Annotated in this window: 20 protein-coding genes; 16 read left to right on the top strand and 4 right to left on the bottom strand. The window is 69.5% G+C overall.

What is annotated here, in order from left to right; translation table 11 throughout:
- Window positions 1–137: 137 nt before the first annotated feature.
- From KJK29_RS14835 to KJK29_RS14820, 4 genes are read left to right on the top strand one after another with little or no spacing between them, the layout of a single operon-like run.
- Window positions 138–602 (top strand): hypothetical protein, encoded by a 465-nt coding sequence (locus KJK29_RS14835; RefSeq protein ID WP_215119591.1) that lies wholly within the window; start codon window positions 138–140, stop codon window positions 600–602.
- A 14-nt stretch (window positions 603–616) separates the two neighbouring features.
- Window positions 617–2887 (top strand): bifunctional polysaccharide deacetylase/glycosyltransferase family 2 protein, encoded by a 2271-nt coding sequence (locus KJK29_RS14830; RefSeq protein WP_215119590.1) that lies wholly within the window; start codon window positions 617–619, stop codon window positions 2885–2887.
- Complete coding sequence (locus tag KJK29_RS14825; protein WP_215119588.1) at window positions 2887–3972, top strand: acyltransferase family protein; 1086 nt, start codon at window positions 2887–2889, stop codon at window positions 3970–3972. Before KJK29_RS14830 ends, KJK29_RS14825 begins: the two co-directional genes overlap by 1 nt.
- 23 nt (window positions 3973–3995) lie before the next feature.
- Window positions 3996–4691 carry a demethylmenaquinone methyltransferase gene (locus tag KJK29_RS14820; protein ID WP_215119586.1) on the top strand — a complete coding sequence of 232 codons (696 nt, stop codon included), beginning with the start codon at window positions 3996–3998 and terminating at the stop codon, window positions 4689–4691.
- A 21-nt stretch (window positions 4692–4712) separates the two neighbouring features.
- On the opposite strand, the gene KJK29_RS14815 is transcribed toward KJK29_RS14820, so the two are convergent.
- Entirely contained in the window at window positions 4713–5024 is a 312-nt protein-coding gene (locus KJK29_RS14815; RefSeq protein ID WP_189728562.1) for a PASTA domain-containing protein, read from the bottom strand.
- Between the two features lie 133 nt (window positions 5025–5157).
- Complete coding sequence (locus KJK29_RS14810) at window positions 5158–5664, bottom strand: GNAT family N-acetyltransferase (protein WP_215119584.1); 507 nt, start codon at window positions 5662–5664, stop codon at window positions 5158–5160.
- A gap of 98 nt (window positions 5665–5762) precedes the next feature.
- Between KJK29_RS14810 and KJK29_RS14805 the strand changes: the two genes are divergently transcribed.
- Window positions 5763–7058 carry a geranylgeranyl reductase family protein gene (locus tag KJK29_RS14805; protein WP_251057803.1) on the top strand — a complete coding sequence of 432 codons (1296 nt, stop codon included), beginning with the start codon at window positions 5763–5765 and terminating at the stop codon, window positions 7056–7058.
- 31 nt (window positions 7059–7089) lie between these two features.
- On the opposite strand, the gene KJK29_RS39370 is transcribed toward KJK29_RS14805, so the two are convergent.
- Window positions 7090–7272, bottom strand: coding sequence for a peptide deformylase (locus KJK29_RS39370; RefSeq protein WP_370869138.1), 183 nt, complete (start codon window positions 7270–7272; stop codon window positions 7090–7092).
- A gap of 245 nt (window positions 7273–7517) precedes the next feature.
- Window positions 7518–8357: a C40 family peptidase gene (locus KJK29_RS14795; RefSeq protein WP_215119583.1), complete on the bottom strand. Its 840-nt coding sequence runs from the start codon at window positions 8355–8357 to the stop codon at window positions 7518–7520.
- 725 nt (window positions 8358–9082) lie between these two features.
- Between KJK29_RS14795 and KJK29_RS14790 the strand changes: the two genes are divergently transcribed.
- The 11 genes from KJK29_RS14790 to nuoK are packed head-to-tail and all read left to right on the top strand — an operon-like array spanning window position 9083 to window position 19918.
- Entirely contained in the window at window positions 9083–9442 is a 360-nt protein-coding gene (locus tag KJK29_RS14790; RefSeq protein ID WP_003974383.1) for an NADH-quinone oxidoreductase subunit A, read from the top strand.
- A 13-nt stretch (window positions 9443–9455) separates the two neighbouring features.
- Window positions 9456–10010 carry a NuoB/complex I 20 kDa subunit family protein gene (locus KJK29_RS14785; protein ID WP_010041554.1) on the top strand — a complete coding sequence of 185 codons (555 nt, stop codon included), beginning with the start codon at window positions 9456–9458 and terminating at the stop codon, window positions 10008–10010.
- Window positions 10007–10750 (top strand): NADH-quinone oxidoreductase subunit C, encoded by a 744-nt coding sequence (locus KJK29_RS14780; RefSeq protein ID WP_215119581.1) that lies wholly within the window; start codon window positions 10007–10009, stop codon window positions 10748–10750. The genes KJK29_RS14785 and KJK29_RS14780 overlap by 4 nt, the downstream gene beginning before the upstream one ends.
- The gene (locus tag KJK29_RS14775; RefSeq protein ID WP_215119578.1) at window positions 10747–12069 is read left to right on the top strand and encodes an NADH-quinone oxidoreductase subunit D; all 1323 of its coding nucleotides are present in this window, start codon (window positions 10747–10749) and stop codon (window positions 12067–12069) included. The genes KJK29_RS14780 and KJK29_RS14775 overlap by 4 nt, the downstream gene beginning before the upstream one ends.
- On the top strand, window positions 12066–12926 hold the full coding sequence (nuoE, locus tag KJK29_RS14770; protein ID WP_215119577.1) for an NADH-quinone oxidoreductase subunit NuoE: 861 nt from the start codon (window positions 12066–12068) through the stop codon (window positions 12924–12926). Before KJK29_RS14775 ends, nuoE begins: the two co-directional genes overlap by 4 nt.
- Window positions 12926–14272: an NADH-quinone oxidoreductase subunit NuoF gene (gene nuoF / locus KJK29_RS14765; RefSeq protein ID WP_267944395.1), complete on the top strand. Its 1347-nt coding sequence runs from the start codon at window positions 12926–12928 to the stop codon at window positions 14270–14272. The genes nuoE and nuoF overlap by 1 nt, the downstream gene beginning before the upstream one ends.
- Window positions 14269–16773, top strand: a complete 2505-nt coding sequence (locus KJK29_RS14760; RefSeq protein ID WP_215119576.1) for an NADH-quinone oxidoreductase subunit G — start codon at window positions 14269–14271, stop codon at window positions 16771–16773. Before nuoF ends, KJK29_RS14760 begins: the two co-directional genes overlap by 4 nt.
- On the top strand, window positions 16770–18149 hold the full coding sequence (nuoH, locus tag KJK29_RS14755; protein WP_215119575.1) for an NADH-quinone oxidoreductase subunit NuoH: 1380 nt from the start codon (window positions 16770–16772) through the stop codon (window positions 18147–18149). Before KJK29_RS14760 ends, nuoH begins: the two co-directional genes overlap by 4 nt.
- Window positions 18142–18783: an NADH-quinone oxidoreductase subunit NuoI gene (nuoI, locus tag KJK29_RS14750; protein ID WP_215119574.1), complete on the top strand. Its 642-nt coding sequence runs from the start codon at window positions 18142–18144 to the stop codon at window positions 18781–18783. The genes nuoH and nuoI overlap by 8 nt, the downstream gene beginning before the upstream one ends.
- On the top strand, window positions 18780–19622 hold the full coding sequence (locus tag KJK29_RS14745; protein WP_215119573.1) for an NADH-quinone oxidoreductase subunit J: 843 nt from the start codon (window positions 18780–18782) through the stop codon (window positions 19620–19622). Before nuoI ends, KJK29_RS14745 begins: the two co-directional genes overlap by 4 nt.
- A complete protein-coding gene (nuoK, locus tag KJK29_RS14740; protein ID WP_003992252.1) occupies window positions 19619–19918 on the top strand; it encodes an NADH-quinone oxidoreductase subunit NuoK in 300 nt (99 codons plus the stop codon). Before KJK29_RS14745 ends, nuoK begins: the two co-directional genes overlap by 4 nt.
- The last annotated feature ends 14 nt before the right edge of the window (window positions 19919–19932 follow it).

Below are 19932 nucleotides of genomic sequence, written 5' to 3'. Positions count from 1 at the left end.
GATGATGGGCGCTCGGATCGAGTTCCGCAGGTGTTCCCGGAAACTCTCAGAGAAAGGACAGCTTCGGTCGTTTCTCATGGGTCTCTCACATCAGAACCCAAGTTTATGGCACATAAAGCCCGCCTAATGTCCGGGGAATGCATTCCGAGCCTGCCATCGAAAGCCGCGTCACCCGCGGTCGCCGCCGCAAACGTGGCAACGAGTCCGCCGAAGGGCCCGTGTTCGTTGACAACTCCGGACGCCGGGCCCGGCTGCTGCGCCGGATCGGTCTCGTCCTGGGCGTCGTCTGCCTCGGGTACGCGGCCGTGCTCGGCGCGGCCTTCATGGGCTGGGGCACCTCGCTCACACCGTCGCAGCTCCTGCCGTTCGCGGGCGCGGGGCCCGGCGGTGGCCAACCGCAGGGCGGAGGGCCGCAGGGCGAGGGGCAGGGGGGTGTGGGGCCGGGGGGCCCGGGCGCCGCCCCGCCGAGCGGTGTCCCCTCGGCTCCGCCCCAGGCGACCGAAGGCGGAGCCTCTGGTTCCACCGCGTCCCCGTCGACCACGTCCCCGTCCGCATCCCCGTCCGCCTCGGCTTCCGCCGCCGCGGGCGCGGGCTCCGACTGACCGGGGGCCGCCGTATGACCACGACCACCCCCTCCCGCGGCCGCCGCCGCGCCCCCTCCCGGATGGAGCGGGCCGCCGGCAAGGCCGCCGCGCTGCAGAAGCCGCGCGTCATCCTCGCCCTGCTGCTCCTGCTCGCGCTGATCTGCGTGATGCTCCTCGACGGCTATCTGCGCGCCGAGGTCGGCGGCGACCAGCGCGTGCGCACCGGGGCCAGCTCCAGCGACGTACCGGACGACGTCCTGGACGGCGGGCCCATCGTCACCTTCCGCGGCGGACAGGCCACGACCGTCTCCGTCCCCGACAAGACGATCGCGCTCACCTTCGACGACGGACCCAACCCGACCTGGACGCCCCAGGTGCTGGCGATCCTCGAGAAGTACGACGTGCCCGCCACGTTCTTCCTGGTCGGCTCGATGGTGTCGCGCTACCCGGGCATCGTCGAGGACATGGTCGAGCAGGGCCACGAGGTGGGCATCCACACCTTCACGCACGTCGACCTGTCGTACCAGAGCGACGCCCGGGTCCGGCGCGAGATGGAGCAGACCCAGCTCGCGCTGGCGGGCGCGGCCGGCATCACGACCACCCTGTTCCGGGCGCCGTACTCCTCGGAGACGGACGCCATCGACAACTACAGCTGGCCCGTCTACAAGAAGCTCGGCGAGGACGGCTACACCAGCGTCTTCGTCGACACCGACAGCGACGACTGGAAGCGGCCGGGCGTCTCGAAGATCGTCCAGTGGGCCACGCCGAAGAAGAACAAGGGCGCGTCGGTCCTCTTCCACGACGCGGGCGGCGAGCGCTCCCAGACGATCAAGGCGCTGCCGCAGTACATCGAGAAGATGCGGGCGAAGGGGTACACCTTCACCACCATCAGCGGCGTCATGGAACAGGGGCGTGGCACGGGGCAGCAGCCCGGAGCCGGAGGACCCCAGGGCACGGCGGACGGTTCTCAGGGCACCGCGAACGGCCCTCAGGGCACCGCGAGCACGCTCCAGGCCGCCCACCGTGAGGCCACCGGCGCGATCCTCTACGAGGGCAAGGCCCTGGTCGCCGCCGTGGCGGTCGCCGAGTGGGCCGTGCCGACGCTGTCCGTCGGCCTGCTGGTGGTCGGCGTGGCCGTCATCGGCCGCTTCGGGATGATGCTCGTCCTGGCCCGCCGCCACTACCGCCTGCGCAACAGACGCCGCTTCAGCTGGGGCCCGACGGTCACCCGGCCGGTGAGCGTGATCGTCCCGGCGTACAACGAGAAGGAGTGCATCGCCAACACCCTCGCCTCGCTGGCGCAGAGCACGCACCCGATCGAGATCATCGTCGTGGACGACGGCTCCACGGACGGCACGGCCGAGATCGCCGAGTCCCTCGGCATGCCCAACGTGCGCGTCATCCGCCAGGCCAACGCGGGCAAGCCGGCCGCCCTCAACAACGGTGTACGGAACGCGGCTTACGACATCGTCGTGATGATGGACGGCGACACCGTCTTCGAGCCGGACACCGTACGGCAGCTCGTCCAGCCCTTCGCCGACCCGGAGGTCGGCGCGATCGCGGGCAACGCCAAGGTCGGCAACCGCACCACCGTCATCGGCGCCTGGCAGCACATCGAGTACGTGATGGGCTTCAACCTCGACCGGCGCATGTACGACCTGCTGCGCTGCATGCCGACCATCCCCGGCGCGATCGGCGCGTTCCGCCGCGAGGCGGTGCTCCAGGTCGGCGGCATGAGCGAGGACACCCTCGCCGAGGACACCGACATCACCATCGCGATGCACCGCGCGGGCTGGCGGGTCGTCTACCAGGAGCACGCGCGCGCGTGGACCGAGGCGCCGGGCTCCCTCAAGCAGCTGTGGTCCCAGCGCTACCGCTGGTCCTACGGCACGATGCAGGCGCTGTGGAAGCACCGCAAGTCGCTCACGGACAAGGGACCTTCGGGGCGTTTCGGGCGGGTCGGCATGCCGCTGGTGGTGCTGTTCCAGATCGTCACGCCGGTCTTCGCCCCGCTCATCGACGTGTTCACGGCCTACTCGATGATCTTCATCGACTTCAAGGCGGCGCTGCTGGCGTGGCTCGCGGTGCTCGGCGTCCAGCTCGTGTGCGCGGCGTACGCCTTCCGCCTGGACCGCGAGAAGTACCGCTATCTGCTGATGATGCCGCTCCAACAGCTCGCCTACCGGCAGATGATGTACCTCGTCCTCATCCACTCCTGCGTCACCGCCCTGACCGGCGGCCGGCTGCGCTGGCAGAAGCTGAAGCGGACCGGCGAGGTCGGCACCCCGGCGGGGGCGGGCTGATGGGGGCGCACAGCAGGACGGCCGAGCGGGAGCTCCCGGAGGCCGTCGCCCGCCCGGCGCGGGACCGCTACTTCGACACCCTTCGCGCGGTCGCGCTCGTCCGCGTTGTCACCTACCACACCTTCGGCTGGGCCTGGGCGGGGCTGGTCTTCCCCTCCATGGGGGTCATGTTCGCCCTGGCCGGCACTCTCATGGCGAGGTCCCTTGAGCGCCCCGCGCTCACCGTGATCAGGAGCCGCTTCCGTCGGCTGCTGCCGCCCTTCTGGTTCTGGGGCGTGTTCGTGGCCGGCGCGATGCTGGTGCACGGCTGGATGCCCGGCTGGCAGATCGTCTACTGGGTGGTGCCGCTCGGCGACCCGCCGGGCAATGCCTGGGGCGAGCAGGCCTGGGAGATCCTCTGGTACCTGCGGACGTATCTGTGGTTCGTGCTCCTCTCCCCGCTCCTGCTGCGGCTCTTCCGGCTCGCTCCCGTCCCGGTGCTGCTGCTGTCCCTGGGGCCGGTCCTGGCCTTCCAGTTCGTATGGCAGCCGCCGGACGACCGGCTCGGCGCCGCGCTGTGGGACCTGGCGACGTTCCTGTTCTGCTGGCTCCTCGGCTTCGCGCACCACGACGGCGTCCTGGCCCGGCTGAAGCCCGCCGCGCTGCTCCCGCTCGCGTCGGCCGCCCTCGCGTACGGCGGCTGGTACGCCCTCGCGCACCAGGCCGAGTACGGCACGTACGACCTCGACGAGAACCCGCTCGCGCAGGCCTTCTGGTCGGCCGGGTTCGTGACGCTGCTGATGTACGCCAAGGCCCGCTTCCGGACCGACTTCGCGGGACTCGCCCGGTTCCGGCGGCTGGACCGGCTCGTGACCGTCTTCAACGCCCGGGCCGTCACCCTCTACCTCTGGCACGAGATCGCCCTGATCCTCGCCGTGCCTCTGATCGACCGGTTCTGGGACGTGCCGGCCTTCGAGGCGTACCTGCCCCTGGACAGCCAGTGGTTCATGTTCGGGGTGGGCTGGGTGCTGATCGCGGTGTTCGTGCTGCTGTGCGGGTGGGTGGAGGACGTGGCGGCACGGAAGAAGCCGAGGCTCCTTCCCTGATCGGGTGCTGCAAGAATGGGCGCGTGACCCGCGCATCCCTGGACAAGCAGCCGCACGAAGTCGCCTCGATGTTCGACGACGTGGCGGAACGGTACGACCTGACCAACGACGTGCTGTCCCTCGGCCAGGACCGGCGATGGCGCAAGGAGGTCGCCAAGGCGGTCGACGCACGCCCCGCCCAGAAGGTCCTCGACCTGGCGGCGGGCACCGGCACCTCCTCACTGCCCTTCGCGCAGACCGGTGCCTACGTCGTCCCCTGCGACTTCTCCCAGGGCATGCTCCAGGTCGGCAAGCAGCGCCGGCCCTGGCTGCCCTACACCGCCGGCGACGCCACGCGGCTCCCCTTCAAGGACGACACCTTCGACGCCGTCACCATCTCCTTCGGGCTGCGCAACGTGCAGGACACGGACGCGGCCCTGCGGGAGATGCAGCGCGTGACCCGGCCCGGCGGGCGGATCGTGATCTGCGAGTTCTCGCACCCGACGTGGGCGCCGTTCCGCACGGTCTACACCGAGTACCTGATGCGCGCCCTGCCGCCGGTCGCCCGGGCCGTGTCCTCCAGCCCCGACGCCTACGTCTACCTCGCCGAGTCCATCCGCGCCTGGCCCGACCAGCCCGCGCTGGCCGAACGGCTGGGCAAGGCCGGCTGGTCGCGGGTGGCCTGGCGCAACCTGAGCGGCGGGATCGTCGCCCTGCACCGGGGCTTCAAGGAGAGCTGAACCCCTCCGGGGAGCCGCCGGCTACGGGGAGCTGAGCACCATGTACGGGTCGCCCGGCTCGTCCAGCTCCCGTTGCAGCCCGCCCCTGGGCGGTCTCGGGATCCGCGGCTCGTGCACGCCCCCGCCGCCCTCGCCGGGGCCGAAGTCGAACCAGACGTAGACCATCGAGTCCCGCGGCACCTCGGCCTCGGGCTGCGGGTACTGGCGTACGACGTAGTCGACGACGGCGAGATGGAAGTCGGGCCGGTCCGGCGCGTTGAGGAACAGGCCCCGCGCCCGGGCCGTCTCGCGCGCGTCCACGGCCATCAGACCCACCAGACGCGGTACGCGCACTTCGGGTGCTTTGCGGGATATCTGCACAGATGTCACCCCCAGCGGTACAGGAAGGGTAACTCCGGCCCCGTACCGGCCGGAAGCGACGGATGTCTTTCTGTGACAGTCGACTACGCAGTGTGATGTCGTCGTCTCAGAGGTCGAGCCGGTAGCAGTGCCCCGCGCGGTCCGAGGCCGACGTCGTGAACGTCTCGGCGAGGCGCATTCCCAGCCGCCGGGTGACCGCGATGGACCGGCTGTTGCGGGCGTCGACCATCGCCACCACGCCCGGTACACCCGCCGTCCGCATCCGCTCCAGCGTCTGCCGCGCGGCCGCGGTGACGTACCCCTTGCCCCAGTGCTCCCGGGCCAGGCGCCAGCCGATCTCGATCTCCCCCCTCGGCCCCCAGTCCCGCTCCCAGGGCTGGGCCCCGGTGAAGCCGACGACCTGACCGGACGCGTCCAGCAGGGTCCACAGGCAGTAGCCGCGCTCGGCGTCGTGCCGGCGCTGGCGGGCGGTGAGCTCCTCGTAGACCGACAGTTCGGCGGCCTTTCCGCCGTGGAACTCCATGACGTCCGGGTCGTCGAAGATCCGGTGCCAGGCGAACGCGTCCTCGTGGGTGGGCACGCGCAGTCGCACAGCGGGGAGGGCCGGGTTCACGGAGGCATCCCTTCGGCAGGTGATCGATACCGCTGCATAGACTGCCCATGTCCTGTGCCGGCCGGCACACAGATTCCGAAGCTTGGGGAGATCCCGCCGTGACCGTCGTGACCGAGCCTCTCTCCGAGAACACCGCCGATGTGATCGTCGTGGGCGCGGGGCCGGCCGGCTCCACGACCGCCTACCACCTCGCCAAGGCGGGACTCGACGTCCTCCTGCTGGAGAAGACCGCGTTCCCGCGCGAGAAGGTCTGCGGCGACGGCCTCACCCCGCGCGCCGTCAAACAGCTCGTGGCGATGGGCATCGACATCTCGGAAGAGGCCGGCTGGCTGCGCAATAAGGGCCTGCGGATCATCGGCGGCGGAGTGCGCCTCCAGCTCGACTGGCCGGATCTCGCCTCCTTCCCCGACTACGGCCTCGTCCGCAAGCGCGACGATTTCGACGACCAGCTCGCCCGGCAGGCCCAGAAGGCGGGCGCCCGGCTGTTCGAGCGCTGCAACGTCGGCGCCCCGGTCATCGACGACCGCACCGGCCGGATCACCGGTGTGCACGCCAAGCTCGGTGAGGAGAAGCGCGAAGTCACCTTCCACGCGCCGCTCGTCGTCGCCGCCGACGGCAACTCCACGCGCCTCTCCCTCGCGATGGGCCTGCACCGCCGCGAGGACCGCCCGATGGGCGTGGCCGTACGGACGTACTTCGAGAGCCCCCGCCACGAGGACGACTACCTGGAGTCCTGGCTGGAGCTCTGGGACCGCCGCGGCCCGGGCGAGGACCGGCTCCTGCCCGGCTACGGCTGGATCTTCGGCATGGGCGACGGCACCTCCAACGTCGGCCTGGGCGTGCTCAACACCTCCGACTCCTTCAAGGAGCTGGACTGGCGCGAGGTCCTGAAGGCCTGGTGCGCGTCCATGCCGGAGGACTGGGGCTACACCCCCGACAACATGACCGGCCCGATCCGCGGCGCCGCCCTGCCCATGGCCTTCAACCGCCAGCCGCACTACACCAAGGGCCTGCTGCTCGTCGGCGACGCCGGCGGCCTGGTGAACCCCTTCAACGGCGAGGGCATCGCCTACGCCATGGAGTCCGGCCAGATCGCCGCCGACGTCATCGTCCAGGCCCACGCCCGCTCCACCCCGGCCCGCCGCGAACTGGCGCTCCAGCGCTACCCGCGCGTCCTCAAGGACACCTACGGCGGCTACTACACGCTCGGCCGCGCCTTCGTGAAGCTCATCGGCAACCCGAAGGTCATGCAGATCGCCACCCAGCGCGGCCTCACGCACCCGATGCTGATGAAGTTCACGCTGAAGCTCCTCGCGAACCTCACGGACCCGACCGGCGGCGACGCGATGGACCGCATCATCAACGGCCTGAGCAAGGTGGCCCCGAAGGCCTGACCCCCGCCCGGGGCGCTGCCGGATCAGGCACTCACTCGGAGAGCCGGTCGAGACAGAGCCGCCCGGCGCAGTGGTCGGTTTCGTGGGCGAGGCAGCGCGCGAAGTACCCGTTCCCTCGACCACGACCGGCTCGCCGACCTGGTTCGCCACGAGCCCGGCCCCGTCCGCGAGGCGCATCGTCTCTCCTGTGAATGCCGTGTCCGCTGAGGGGCACTCATGACGGCAGACGCCCCGCGGCCGCTCCACACACAGCCCGGCCACACGGGAGAAGGCCCCAGAAGCCACTCGGGGCACCCCTGAGACCGGCTCGGCCGGTTTCGGGGGCGGGAGGCCTCCGCGCCCGGACAGGCCGGGAGAACGCCGTCAGGGCGGCAGGAGAGGGCACGCACGCCAACGGGGGAGGGCCGCCGCCTCCGGGAGGCAGCGGCCCTCAAGCCCGTACGCGTGAGATCGGAGGACTCAGAGGACGCGGACCGCGCCCGACGCCGGGTAGCCCGACAGGTCCTGGATGACGACGCCCTTGGACGGGTTGGCCGCGTCCAGGTACTGGCCGTCGCCGATGTAGACACCCACGTGGTACGCGGAGCCCTTGCCACCCCAGTACAGGATGTCGCCGACCTGGACGTCGGACAGCGGCACGTCCGTGCCGGACATCGACTGGTCCTGCGAGACGCGCGGCAGATCCACACCAACCTGCTTGTACGCGGCCTGCACGAGGGAGGAGCAGTCCCAGGCGCTGGGACCGGTGGCGCCCATGACGTAGGCGTCGCCGACCTGTGCCTTGAGGAAGGCGATGACGGTCGCGACGCTGCCGCTGGCAGGCGCGGTCGTCGAGGTGGAGGCCGACGCGGAGGCGGAAGCGGAGAGGGTGGCGCGCTCGGCGCTGCGCGTGGCGCGCTCGGCGGCGGCCTTGCGGGCTTCCTCGGCGGCCTTCTTCTTGGCCTCCGCCTTCTTCTTCGCCTCGGCGAGGTCCTTCTTGGCCTCGGTGGCGGCCTTGGCGGCGGCGGCGTCACGCTCGGCGCGCAGCTCGTAGTTCGCGGCCGCCTGCTGCGTGGCGGCCGCGGACTGGGCGACCTGAGTGGCCATGTCGGCCGTCAGGGTGGGCAGTTCGATGGTCTGCGTCACCGGCTCGGCGGCGCTCGCCGAGGCCGACGCACCCGCCGCTGCCAGGCTGAGGATGCCACCGGTGACTCCGGCACGCACGGCGATCGTCGAGGTCGCACTGCGGCGGGGTTTCCGGTGGCTGCGTATGTGAGCGGTGTGGGACATGGGAACAACCGGTACCAGGGGCTCCTTCATATCTTCAAGAAACGTGTGCTGCGCCACAGTTGTTCAATCGAGCCCTCAAAACCCCCTCTCGAGCCCCTTTATTGACGCCGTAACGGACATTGCGGGCGCACCGAGACCAGGCTGTGATCACGGTCTTTGATCAATACGCCCGAATTGCCCCGCACCTACCACCGGTTGGATTGATTGGCCAAGCCCCGTTCTCATGGATCTCTCATCGGTGTGATGGAGGTCACGGAACGGTAGCCCCGGCGCTCGCGTCGCGCGCCGTAGATCACGACCCGGTCACGGGCTCGCGAAGATCGTGAACGCGTGCACGCGTCCACATCCCGCTCCACATGCCCTCTGATGTGTGAACGCGGCCTCTATCAAGAGATCCAGTCCATCGCCAATTTGCATGCAAGGGAACCCTCTTGATATTGAGACGGACCTCCTGGCCTGCGCTGACTAGGCAAAATGTCACGTCTGGTGATCGCCCGGACGCTTCGCGTGTGAAGATCACCGCTCATCCGACTTCATGATCCTTCGTCAGGTGGTGGAGATCACAAAGCTTGTGCAATACCCCGTGTCGCAGATCACAGAGCGACAGGCATAAGATGCACGCGGTTGGGCTTGTGACCTGCTTCACATGTTCCCGATCTTCGCCGGGGCGGGCGGGGTTCGAGGGACGGACGGGGCGGAAGTGAGCCCGATGCAAACCGCCAGCAGTCAGTGCCGACTGAGAGGAGCGAGGAGCGGTGAACGCGTATGCGCCCATCCTCGTACTGGGAGCCCTCGGGGCAGGCTTTGCGATCTTCTCCGTGGTCATGGCCACGTTGATCGGGCCGAAGCGGTACAACCGGGCCAAGCTCGAGGCCTACGAGTGCGGGATCGAGCCGACCCCCACGCCGGCCGGCGGCGGGCGCTTCCCCATCAAGTACTACCTGACGGCGATGCTCTTCATCATTTTCGATATCGAGATCGTCTTCCTCTACCCCTGGGCCGTCACCTTCGACGCCCTGGGGATCTTCGGGCTCGTGGAGATGCTGCTCTTCGTGCTCACCGTCTTCGTCGCGTACGCGTACGTATGGCGGCGCGGCGGCCTGGAATGGGACTGAGGGGCCTTTTGTCATGGGACTCGAAGAAAAGCTGCCGAGCGGCTTCCTGCTGACCACCGTCGAGCAGGCCGCGGGCTGGGTGCGCAAGTCGTCCGTCTTTCCCGCCACGTTCGGCCTCGCCTGCTGTGCCATCGAGATGATGACCACCGGCGCCGGCCGCTACGACCTGGCGCGCTTCGGTATGGAGGTCTTCCGGGGCTCGCCCCGCCAGGCGGACCTGATGATCGTCGCCGGCCGGGTCAGCCAGAAGATGGCGCCGGTGCTCAGGCAGGTCTACGACCAGATGCCGAACCCCAAGTGGGTGATCTCCATGGGGGTCTGCGCCTCCTCGGGCGGCATGTTCAACAACTACGCCATCGTCCAGGGCGTCGACCACATCGTGCCGGTCGACATCTACCTCCCCGGCTGCCCGCCACGGCCGGAGATGCTGATGGACGCCATCCTCAAGCTCCACCAGAAGATCCAGACCTCCAAGCTCGGCGTGAACGCCGAGGAGGCGGCCCGCGAGGCGGAGGAGGCGGCGCTCAAGGCCCTGCCCACCATCGAGATGAAGGGGCTGCTGCGATGAGCGACGCGAACGGCACGGGCGGCGCCAACCCCGAGAAGGACCTGTCGGCCTCCAACCTCCCCGGCCAGCGCGGCCAGGGCGGCGAGGAGATCCGCGTCCAGCGCGGCATGTTCGGCGCGAGCAACGGCGGCGACACCTCCGGCTACGGCGGCCTGGTCCGCTCGGTCCGGCTCCCGGGCCCGGCGAACCGCCCCTACGGCGGCTGGTTCGACGAGGTCGCCGACGAGCTGGAGGGAGCCCTGGAGGAACAGGGACTGCTCCCGGAGAACGCCATCGAGAAGACGGTCGTCGACCGCGACGAGCTGACCTTCCACATCGAGCGCGAGCACCTGCTCCGCGTCGCCCGCACCCTGCGCGACGACCCGGCCCTGCGCTTCGAGCTCTGTACCGGAGTCAGCGGTGTCCACTACCCGAACGACAAGGGCCGCGAGCTGCACGCCGTCTACCACCTGCGCTCGATCACCCACAATCGGCTGATCCGCCTGGAGGTCAGCGCGCCCGACAGCGACCCGCACATCCCGTCGCTGTTCTCCGTCTATCCGACGAACGACTGGCACGAGCGCGAGACGTACGACTTCTTCGGCATCGTCTTCGACGGTCACCCGGCCCTGACGCGGATCATGATGCCGGACGACTGGCAGGGCTTCCCGCAGCGCAAGGACTACCCCCTCGGCGGCATCCCCGTCGAGTACAAGGGCGCCCAGATCCCGGCTCCGGACCAGCGGAGGTCGTACTCATGAGCACTTCGCACGCCTCCCCTCGCGAGACCACCGAGGGCACCGTCTACACCGTCACCGGCGGCGACTGGGACGAGGTCGTCGAGTCGGCGGCCCGCGCCGACGACGAGCGCATCGTCGTCAACATGGGCCCGCAGCACCCCTCCACCCACGGTGTGCTCCGCCTGATCCTGGAGATCGAGGGCGAGACCGTCACCGAGGCCCGCTGCGGCATCGGCTACCTGCACACCGGCATCGAGAAGAACCTCGAGTACCGGACGTGGACGCAGGGCACGACGTTCGTGACGCGCATGGACTACCTGACGCCGTTCTTCAACGAGACGGCGTACTGCCTCGGCGTCGAGAAGCTCCTCGGCATCGAGGACCAGATCCCGGACCGGGCCTCGATCATCCGGGTGCTCCTGATGGAGCTGAACCGGCTGTCGTCCCACCTGGTGTGCATCGCCACCGGCGGCATGGAGCTCGGCGCCACCACGGTCATGATCTACGGATTTCGTGATCGTGAACTCATTCTCGATATCTTCGAGCTGATCACCGGCCTGCGGATGAACCACGCGTACATCCGCCCCGGCGGACTCGCCCAGGACCTGCCGCCCGGCGCGGTGGACCACATCCGCGAGTTCGTGAAGAAGATGAAGAAGAACCTCCCGGAGTACGACAAGCTCGCCACCGGGAACCCCATCTTCAAGGCCCGTATGCAGGACGTCGGCTATCTGGACCTGGCCGGCTGCATGGCCCTCGGCGCGACGGGCCCCATCCTGCGCTCCACCGGCCTGCCGCACGACCTGCGCAAGACCCAGCCGTACTGCGGCTACGAGACGTACGACTTCGACGTCCCGACCGCCGACACCTGCGACTCCTACGGCCGGTTCCTCATCCGGCTGGAGGAGATGCGTCAGTCGCTCCGGATCGTCGAGCAGTGCCTGGACCGGCTCCAGCCCGGCCCGGTCATGGTCGCCGACAAGAAGATCGCCTGGCCCGCTCAGCTCGCCCTCGGGCCCGACGGCCTCGGCAACTCCCTCGACCACATCAAGAAGATCATGGGCACCTCCATGGAGGCCCTGATCCACCACTTCAAGCTGGTGACCGAGGGCTTCCGCGTCCCGCCGGGACAGGCGTACGCGGCGGTCGAGTCGCCCAAGGGCGAACTCGGGGTGCACGTCGTGTCCGACGGCGGCACCCGCCCCTACCGGGTCCACTTCCGCGACCCGTCCTTCACCAATCTGCAGGCCATGGCGGCGATGTGCGAGGGCGGCCAAGTCGCCGACGTCATCGTCGCCGTCGCGTCCATCGACCCCGTGATGGGAGGCGTCGACCGGTGACCACCTCTTCTTCCGAGCGGGGCGTCAGCCTGGGCATGCCCGAACTGCCCGCGCCCGCCTACCCGGACGACGTCCGAGCCCGTCTGGAGACGGACGCGCGCGAGGTCATCGCCCGCTACCCGGACTCCCGGTCCGCCCTCCTGCCCCTGCTGCACCTCGTGCAGTCGGAGGAGGGACACGTCACGCGCACGGGAATGCGGTTCTGCGCGGACACCCTCGGCCTGACCACGGCCGAGGTCACCGCCGTCGCCACCTTCTACTCCATGTACCGGCGCCGGCCGAGCGGTGACTACCAGGTCGGGGTGTGCACCAACACCCTGTGCGCGGTCATGGGCGGGGACGCGATCTTCGAGGAGCTCCAGGAGCACCTCGGCGTCGGCAACGGCGAGACCACCGACGACGGCAAGGTCACCCTGGAGCACATCGAGTGCAACGCGGCCTGTGACTTCGCTCCGGTCGTGATGGTCAACTGGGAGTTCTTCGACAACCAGACCCCGGGCAGCGCCAAGCGCCTCGTCGACGACCTGCGCGCGGGACGGCCGGTCACGCCCACGCGCGGTGCGCCGCTGTGCACCTTCAAGGAGACCGCCCGGGTCCTGGCCGGTTTCCCCGACGAGCGGGACGGGGCCGTCGAGTCCGGAGGAAGCGCGGGACACGCCTCCCTCGTCGGCCTGAAGCTCGCCAAGGGGGAGGCCGCACCGGCACGCGTGGTGCATCCGCGCGGTGAGGCGGCCCGGACCGGGACACCCCACGACCCGTCACCGACGGAGCACTTGAGCTCGCACGACGCGCCGCAGGACACGTCGGCCTCCGACCCGGCCCACCCGGCCGGGCCCGCCGCCGAGGAGGGGGAGTGATGACCTTGGCACCCGAGCTGAAAGACATGAGCCCCGAGAAGCTGCTCGCACCGGTGCTGTCGGCCTTCTGGGACGAGGACAAGTCCTGGACGCTGGACGTGTACCGAAGGCACGAGGGGTACGAGGGGCTGCGCAAGGCGCTCGCCATGTCGCCGGACGACGTGATCGCGTACGTCAAGGAGTCCGGTCTGCGCGGGCGCGGCGGCGCGGGATTCCCGACGGGGATGAAGTGGCAGTTCATTCCCCAGGGGGATGGAAAGCCGCACTATCTAGTTGTCAACGCCGACGAGTCGGAGCCGGGGACGTGCAAGGACATCCCGCTCCTCTTCGCGAACCCACATAGCCTCATCGAGGGCATGATCATCGCGTGTTATGCCATCAGGTCTTCGCATGCCTTCATCTATCTGCGTGGTGAAGTCGTCCCAGTGCTGCGGCGGTTGCACTCCGCCGTACGCGAGGCGTACGAGGCGGGCTTCCTGGGCGAGAACATCCAGGGCAGCGGACTCGACCTCGACATCACCGTGCACGCGGGCGCGGGCGCGTACATCTGCGGTGAGGAGACCGCACTGCTGGACTCGCTCGAAGGCCGCCGGGGTCAACCGCGGCTTCGTCCTCCCTTCCCTGCTGTCGCGGGCCTCTACGCGTGCCCGACTGTGGTGAATAACGTCGAGTCCATCGCGTCGGTTCCCGCGATCATGAGCCGGGGCAAAGACTGGTTCCGGTCGATGGGGAGCGAGAAGTCGCCAGGCTTCACGCTCTACTCCCTGTCCGGCCATGTCGCGGGCCCCGGTCAGTACGAGGCGCCGCTCGGGATCACGCTCCGCCAGCTCCTCGACATGAGCGGCGGCATGCGCCCCGGGCACCGCCTCAAGTTCTGGACGCCGGGGGGCTCCTCGACCCCGATGTTCACCGACGAGCATCTCGACGTCCCTCTTGATTACGAAGGAGTGGGCGCTGCGGGTTCCATGCTCGGCACAAAAGCTCTCCAGTGCTTCGACGAGACGACCTGCGTGGTGCGGGCCGTCACGCGCTGGACCGAGTTCTACGCCCACGAGTCCTGCGGCAAGTGCACGCCCTGCCGCGAAGGCACGTACTGGCTCGTGCAGTTGCTGCGCGACATCGAGGCCGGCAAGGGACGGATGTCCGACCTCGACAAGCTGAACGACATCGCCGACAACATCAACGGCAAGTCCTTCTGCGCCCTCGGCGACGGCGCCGCCTCGCCGATCTTCTCCTCGCTCAAGTACTTCCGCGAGGAGTACGAGCAGCACATCACGGGCCGGGGCTGCCCCTTCGACCCGGCCAGGTCGACGGCCTGGGCCGACCGCACGGAGGTGAACGCATGACCGTGACCACCAGCTCTCCCTCCGGCGGGGGAGAGGCGGCGGTCCCGCCGGAGGACCTCGTGTCGCTGACGATCGACGGCGCCGAGATCAGCGTGCCCAAGGGCACCCTGGTCATCCGGGCCGCCGAACAGCTCGGCATCGAGATCCCCCGGTTCTGCGACCACCCGCTCCTCGATCCGGCCGGCGCCTGCCGCCAGTGCATCGTCGAGGTCGAGGGCCAGCGCAAGCCCATGGCGTCCTGCACCATCACCTGCACCGACGGGATGGTGGTCAAGACCCACCTCACCTCGCCGGTCGCTGAGAAGGCCCAGAAGGGTGTGATGGAGCTCCTGCTCATCAACCACCCGCTGGACTGCCCGGTCTGCGACAAGGGCGGCGAGTGCCCGCTGCAGAACCAGGCCATGTCGCACGGAGACGCCGAGTCCCGCTTCGAGGGCCGCAAGCGCACGTACGAGAAGCCCGTGCCGATCTCCACGCAGGTGCTCCTCGACCGTGAGCGCTGCGTGCTGTGCGCCCGCTGCACCCGGTTCTCCAACCAGATCGCGGGCGACCCGATGATCGAGCTGGTCGAGCGGGGCGCGCTCCAACAGGTCGGCACCGGTGAGGGCGACCCGTTCGAGTCGTACTTCTCCGGCAACACCATCCAGATCTGCCCGGTCGGCGCGCTGACCTCGGCGGCGTACCGATTCCGCTCCCGCCCCTTCGACCTGGTCTCCTCCCCGTCGGTCTGCGAGCACTGCTCCGGCGGCTGCGCCACGCGCACCGACCACCGGCGTGGCAAGGTCATGCGGCGGCTCGCCGCCGACGACCCCGAGGTCAACGAGGAGTGGATCTGCGACAAGGGGCGGTTCGGGTTCCGGTACGCGCAGCAGCGCGACCGGCTTCAGACGCCGCTCGTGCGCAATGCCGAGGGCGAGCTGGAGCCCGCCTCCTGGCCCGAGGCGCTGCAGATCGCGGCCCAGGGGCTGCTGGCCTCCCGGGGCCGCACCGGTGTCCTGACCGGTGGCCGGCTCACCATCGAGGACGCCTACGCGTACAGCAAGTTCGCGCGCGTGGCGCTCGACACCAACGACATCGACTTCCGCGCGCGCGTGCACAGCGCCGAGGAGGCCGACTTCCTCGCCGCCCAGGTCGCCGGGCGCGGCCGGGACCTCGACGGTACGGGCGTCACGTACACCGCACTGGAGAAGGCGCCCGCCGTCCTGCTGGTCGGGTTCGAGGCGGAGGAGGAGGCACCCGGCGTCTTCCTGCGGCTGCGCAAGGCCTGGCGGGGGCACGGACAGCGGGTCTTCTCGCTGGCCACATACGCCACCCGCGGTCTGGAGAAGGCCGGGGGCACACTGCTGCCGGCGGCTCCCGGCACCGAGACCGAGTGGCTGGACGCGCTCGGCAGCGGCGCCGGCCTGGAGGACGACGGTGCCGCGGCCGCCGAGGCGCTGCGCGCCGAGGGCGCCGTGATCGTCGTCGGCGAGCGGCTGGCCGCGGTGGCCGGCGGACTCACCGCCGCCATGCGCGCCGCGACCGCCACCGGCGCCCGGCTGGTGTGGATCCCGCGCCGGGCCGGGGAACGCGGCGCGATCGAGGCGGGCGCGCTGCCGTCGCTGCTGCCGGGCGGACGCCCGGCCACCGACCCACGCGCGCGTGACGAGGTCGCCGGCGTCTGGGGCGTGGCCGGCCTCCCGCACCGCTACGGCCGCGACACCGGCCAGATCGTCGAGGCCGCCGCGACCGGCGAGCTGCAGGCCCTGCTGGTCGCGGGTGTGGAGATCGCCGACCTGCCCGACCCGGCACGCGCGCGTGAGGCGCTCGACGAGGTCGGCTTCCTGGTCTCCCTCGAACTGCGGCCCAGCGAGATCAGCCGCGAGGCCGATGTCGTCCTGCCCGTGGGAGCGGTCGCCGAGAAGGCCGGCACCTTCCTCAACTGGGAAGGCCGGGTCCGCTTCTTCGAGGCCGCGCTCAAGCCCGACCAGATGACCCGCCGCCTCGCGCCGACCGACGCGCGCGTGCTGCAGATGCTGGCCGACGCCATGGACGTCCACCTCGGACTTCCGGATCTGCGCACCGTACGCGCGGAGATCGACCGGCTCGGCGCCTGGGACGGCCCGCGGGCCGGCGAACCCCTGGAGACCGCGGCCGCGCTGCCCCGCCCGGCCGTCGGCGAGGCCGTCCTCGCCGGGCACCGGCTGCTGCTCGACCAGGGCCTCCTCCAGCAGGGCGACGAGGCACTCGCCGGAACCCGGCACGCCGCACGCGCGCGTGTGTCGGCCGCGACGGCCGCCGAGGCGGGCGTCAAGGACGGCGACCTCCTCGCCGTGACCGGCCCCCAGGGTGTCGTGGAACTCCCGCTCCAGATCAGTGAGATGCCCGACCGGGTGGTGTGGCTGCCGCTGAACTCCAGCGGTGGCGGCGTCGCCTCCGACACCGGGGCGCGGCCCGGCTCCCTCGTCCGCATCGGCCCGGCGACGCTCGCCGGCGAGGCCCCCAAGGAGGTGGAGGCATGAGCCCGTACCTTCTCGCCGCTGAAGACCTCTCGATGTTCGGCCGCGACCCCTGGTGGCTGGTCGTCATCAAGGCGGTGTTCTGCTTCGCCTTCCTGATGGTGACCGTGCTGATCTCCATCGTGATGGAGCGCAAGGTCGTCGCCTGGATGCAGCTGCGCGTCGGCCCCAACCGGCACGGCCCGTGGGGCATGTTGCAGTCGCTCGCCGACGGCATCAAGCTCATGCTCAAGGAGGACGTGATCGTCAAGCGCGCGGACAAGGCGGTCTACGTCCTCGCGCCGATCATCGCGGCCATCCCGGCCTTCATGGCGATCGCGGTGATCCCCTTCGGCCCGGCCGGCAACGAGATCTCGATCTTCGGCCACCGCACCACGATGCAGCTCACCGACCTGCCGATCGCGATGCTCTACATCCTCGCGGTCGCCTCGGTCGGCATCTACGGCATCGTCCTCGCGGGCTGGAGCTCCGGCTCGACGTACCCGCTGCTGGGCGGCCTGCGCTCCTGCGCGCAGATGATCTCCTACGAGATCGCGATGGGCGCCGCCTTCGCCTCCGTGTTCCTCTACTCGGGGTCGATGTCGACCTCGACGATCGTCGAGCAGCAGGCCGACCGCTGGTACATCCTGCTGCTGCCGCTCTCCTTCATCCTCTACATCGTCACCATGGTCGGCGAGACCAACCGCGCCCCCTTCGACATGCCGGAGTCCGAGGGCGACCTGGTCGGCGGCTTCAACACCGAGTACTCGTCGATCAAGTTCGCGATGTTCATGCTCGCCGAGTACGTCAACATGGTGACCGTCTCGGCCGTCGCCGCCACGCTGTTCCTCGGCGGCTGGCGGGCCCCCTGGCCGATCAGCACCTTCTGGGAGGGCGCGAACCACGGCTGGTGGCCGATGCTCTGGTTCACCGTCAAGGTCCAGCTGCTGCTGTTCATGTTCATCTGGATCCGCGGCACGCTCCCTCGCGTCCGCTACGACCAGCTGATGAAGCTCGGCTGGAAGGTCCTCATCCCGGTCTCGCTGGTGTGGCTGATGCTCGTCGCCACCGTGCGCGCCCTGCGCAACGAGAACTACGACTTCGCCGACATCGTGCTCTACGTCGGCGGCGGCGTGCTGGCCCTGCTGGTGCTCTCCTTCGTCGTCGACATGTTCCGCGAGAAGTCCAAGCAGGCCGAGCGGCCGGCCGAGGCCCCGGCGGCCTTCGACCCGATGGCGGGCGGATTCCCCGTGCCGCCGCTGCCCGGACAGGAGCTTCCGCCGGCTCCCAGGCGCCGCTCGCGCCGTGAGCGGGAGCTGATTGTCAGTGGTGGGCCCGATACTCAGAGTGACGAATCTCTGGGCGGATCTACGGATGGAAAGGAGGCGTCCGATGGCTGAGGAACCGAAGGACACCAAGCCCGGTTTCCAGAACCCGGTGGCCGGTTTCGGCGTGACCTTCAAGGCCATGTTCAAGAAGCGGCTGACCGAGCAGTACCCGGAGCAGCAGAAGACCACGGCTCCGCGCTTCCACGGACGGCATCAGCTCAACCGCCATCCGGACGGCCTGGAGAAGTGCGTCGGCTGTGAACTGTGCGCGTGGGCCTGCCCCGCCGACGCCATCTATGTGGAGGGCGCCGACAACACCGACGAGGAGCGCTACTCGCCGGGCGAGCGGTACGGCCGCGTCTACCAGATCAACTACGCCCGCTGCATCCTGTGCGGCCTGTGCATCGAGGCGTGCCCCACTCGCGCGCTCACGATGACGAACGAGTTCGAGCTGGCCGACTCCAGCCGCGCCAACCTCATCTACACCAAGGAGCAGTTGCTCGCCGGTCTCGAGGACGGCATGGTCGACTCGCCCCACGCCATCTACCCGGGGACGGACGAACAGGACTACTACCGGGGCCTGGTCACCGAGGCCGCGCCCGGCACGGAGCAGCAGGTCGCCCACTCCAAGGGCGAGGTCGTGCAGGAGTCCGACTCCACCTTCGGCGACACCGAGCCGGCGTCGAAGAAGGTGATCGGCCGATGACCGCCCAGCTCGCCGCCTACTCCACCTCCACCGGAGAAGCCGTCCAGTTCTGGATCCTCGGCACGATCGCGGTGATCGGCGCCCTGTGCACCATCCTCATGAAGAGGGCCGTGCACAGCGCGCTCTGCCTCGCCGGGACCATGATCATCCTGGCGGTGTTCTACCTCGCCAACGGCGCCTACTTCCTGGGCGTCGTGCAGATCGTCGTCTACACCGGCGCGATCATGATGCTGTTCCTGTTCGTGGTGATGCTCGTCGGCGTGACCGCGGCGGACTCCCTGAAGGAGACCATCAAGGGCCAGCGCTGGCTGGCCCTGCTGTGCGGTCTCGGCTTCGGCGTCCTGCTGATCGGCGGCATCGGCAACGCCTCGCTCACGGAGTTCAACGGCATCGGCCAGGCGAACGCCGAAGGCAATGTGGAGGGCATCGCCGCCCTCATCTTCACCAAGTACGTCTTCGCGTTCGAGATCACCGGCGCCCTGCTCATCACGGCCGCCGTCGGCGCCATGGTGCTCACCCACCGCGAGCGCACCGAGCGGGCCAAGACACAGCGGGAGCTCTCCGAGGAGCGCGTCCGCGCGGGCACGCAACTGCCACCCCTGCCGGCGCCCGGTGTGTACGCCCGGCACAACGCGGTCGACATCGCGGGCCTGCTCCCCGACGGCACACCCTCCGAGCTCACGGTCAGCAAGACGCTGCGCGAGCGCGGCCAGATCCGCGACGTGTCGCAGGAGGCGCTCAACGACCTGAAGGCCCTGGAGCAGCGGGCCGAGGACCGTCTGGAGCGCGGGGCGATCGGGCCGGCGAAGTTCAAGCGGTCCGAGGAGGCGTCGAAGTGAACCCCGTCAACTACCTCTATCTCGCGGCCCTTTTGTTCACGATCGGCGCCACCGGCGTGCTGATCAGGCGCAACGCGATCGTCGTGTTCATGTGCATCGAGCTCATGCTCAACGCCTGCAACCTCGCGTTCGTCGCCTTCTCCCGGATGCACGGCAACCTCGACGGCCAGATCATCGCGTTCTTCACGATGGTCGTCGCCGCCGCCGAGGTCGTGGTCGGGCTCGCGATCATCGTGTCCCTGTTCCGTGCCCGTCACTCGGCCTCGGTCGACGACGCCAGCCTGATGAAGCTGTAAGGGGTCGGAAGAAT

The sequence above is a fragment of the Streptomyces koelreuteriae genome, assembly GCF_018604545.1.
Classification (GTDB): domain Bacteria; phylum Actinomycetota; class Actinomycetes; order Streptomycetales; family Streptomycetaceae; genus Streptomyces; species Streptomyces koelreuteriae.
The sequence above is the reverse complement of the archived record's forward strand: the minus strand, read 5'-3'. Positions and strand labels throughout refer to the sequence as shown.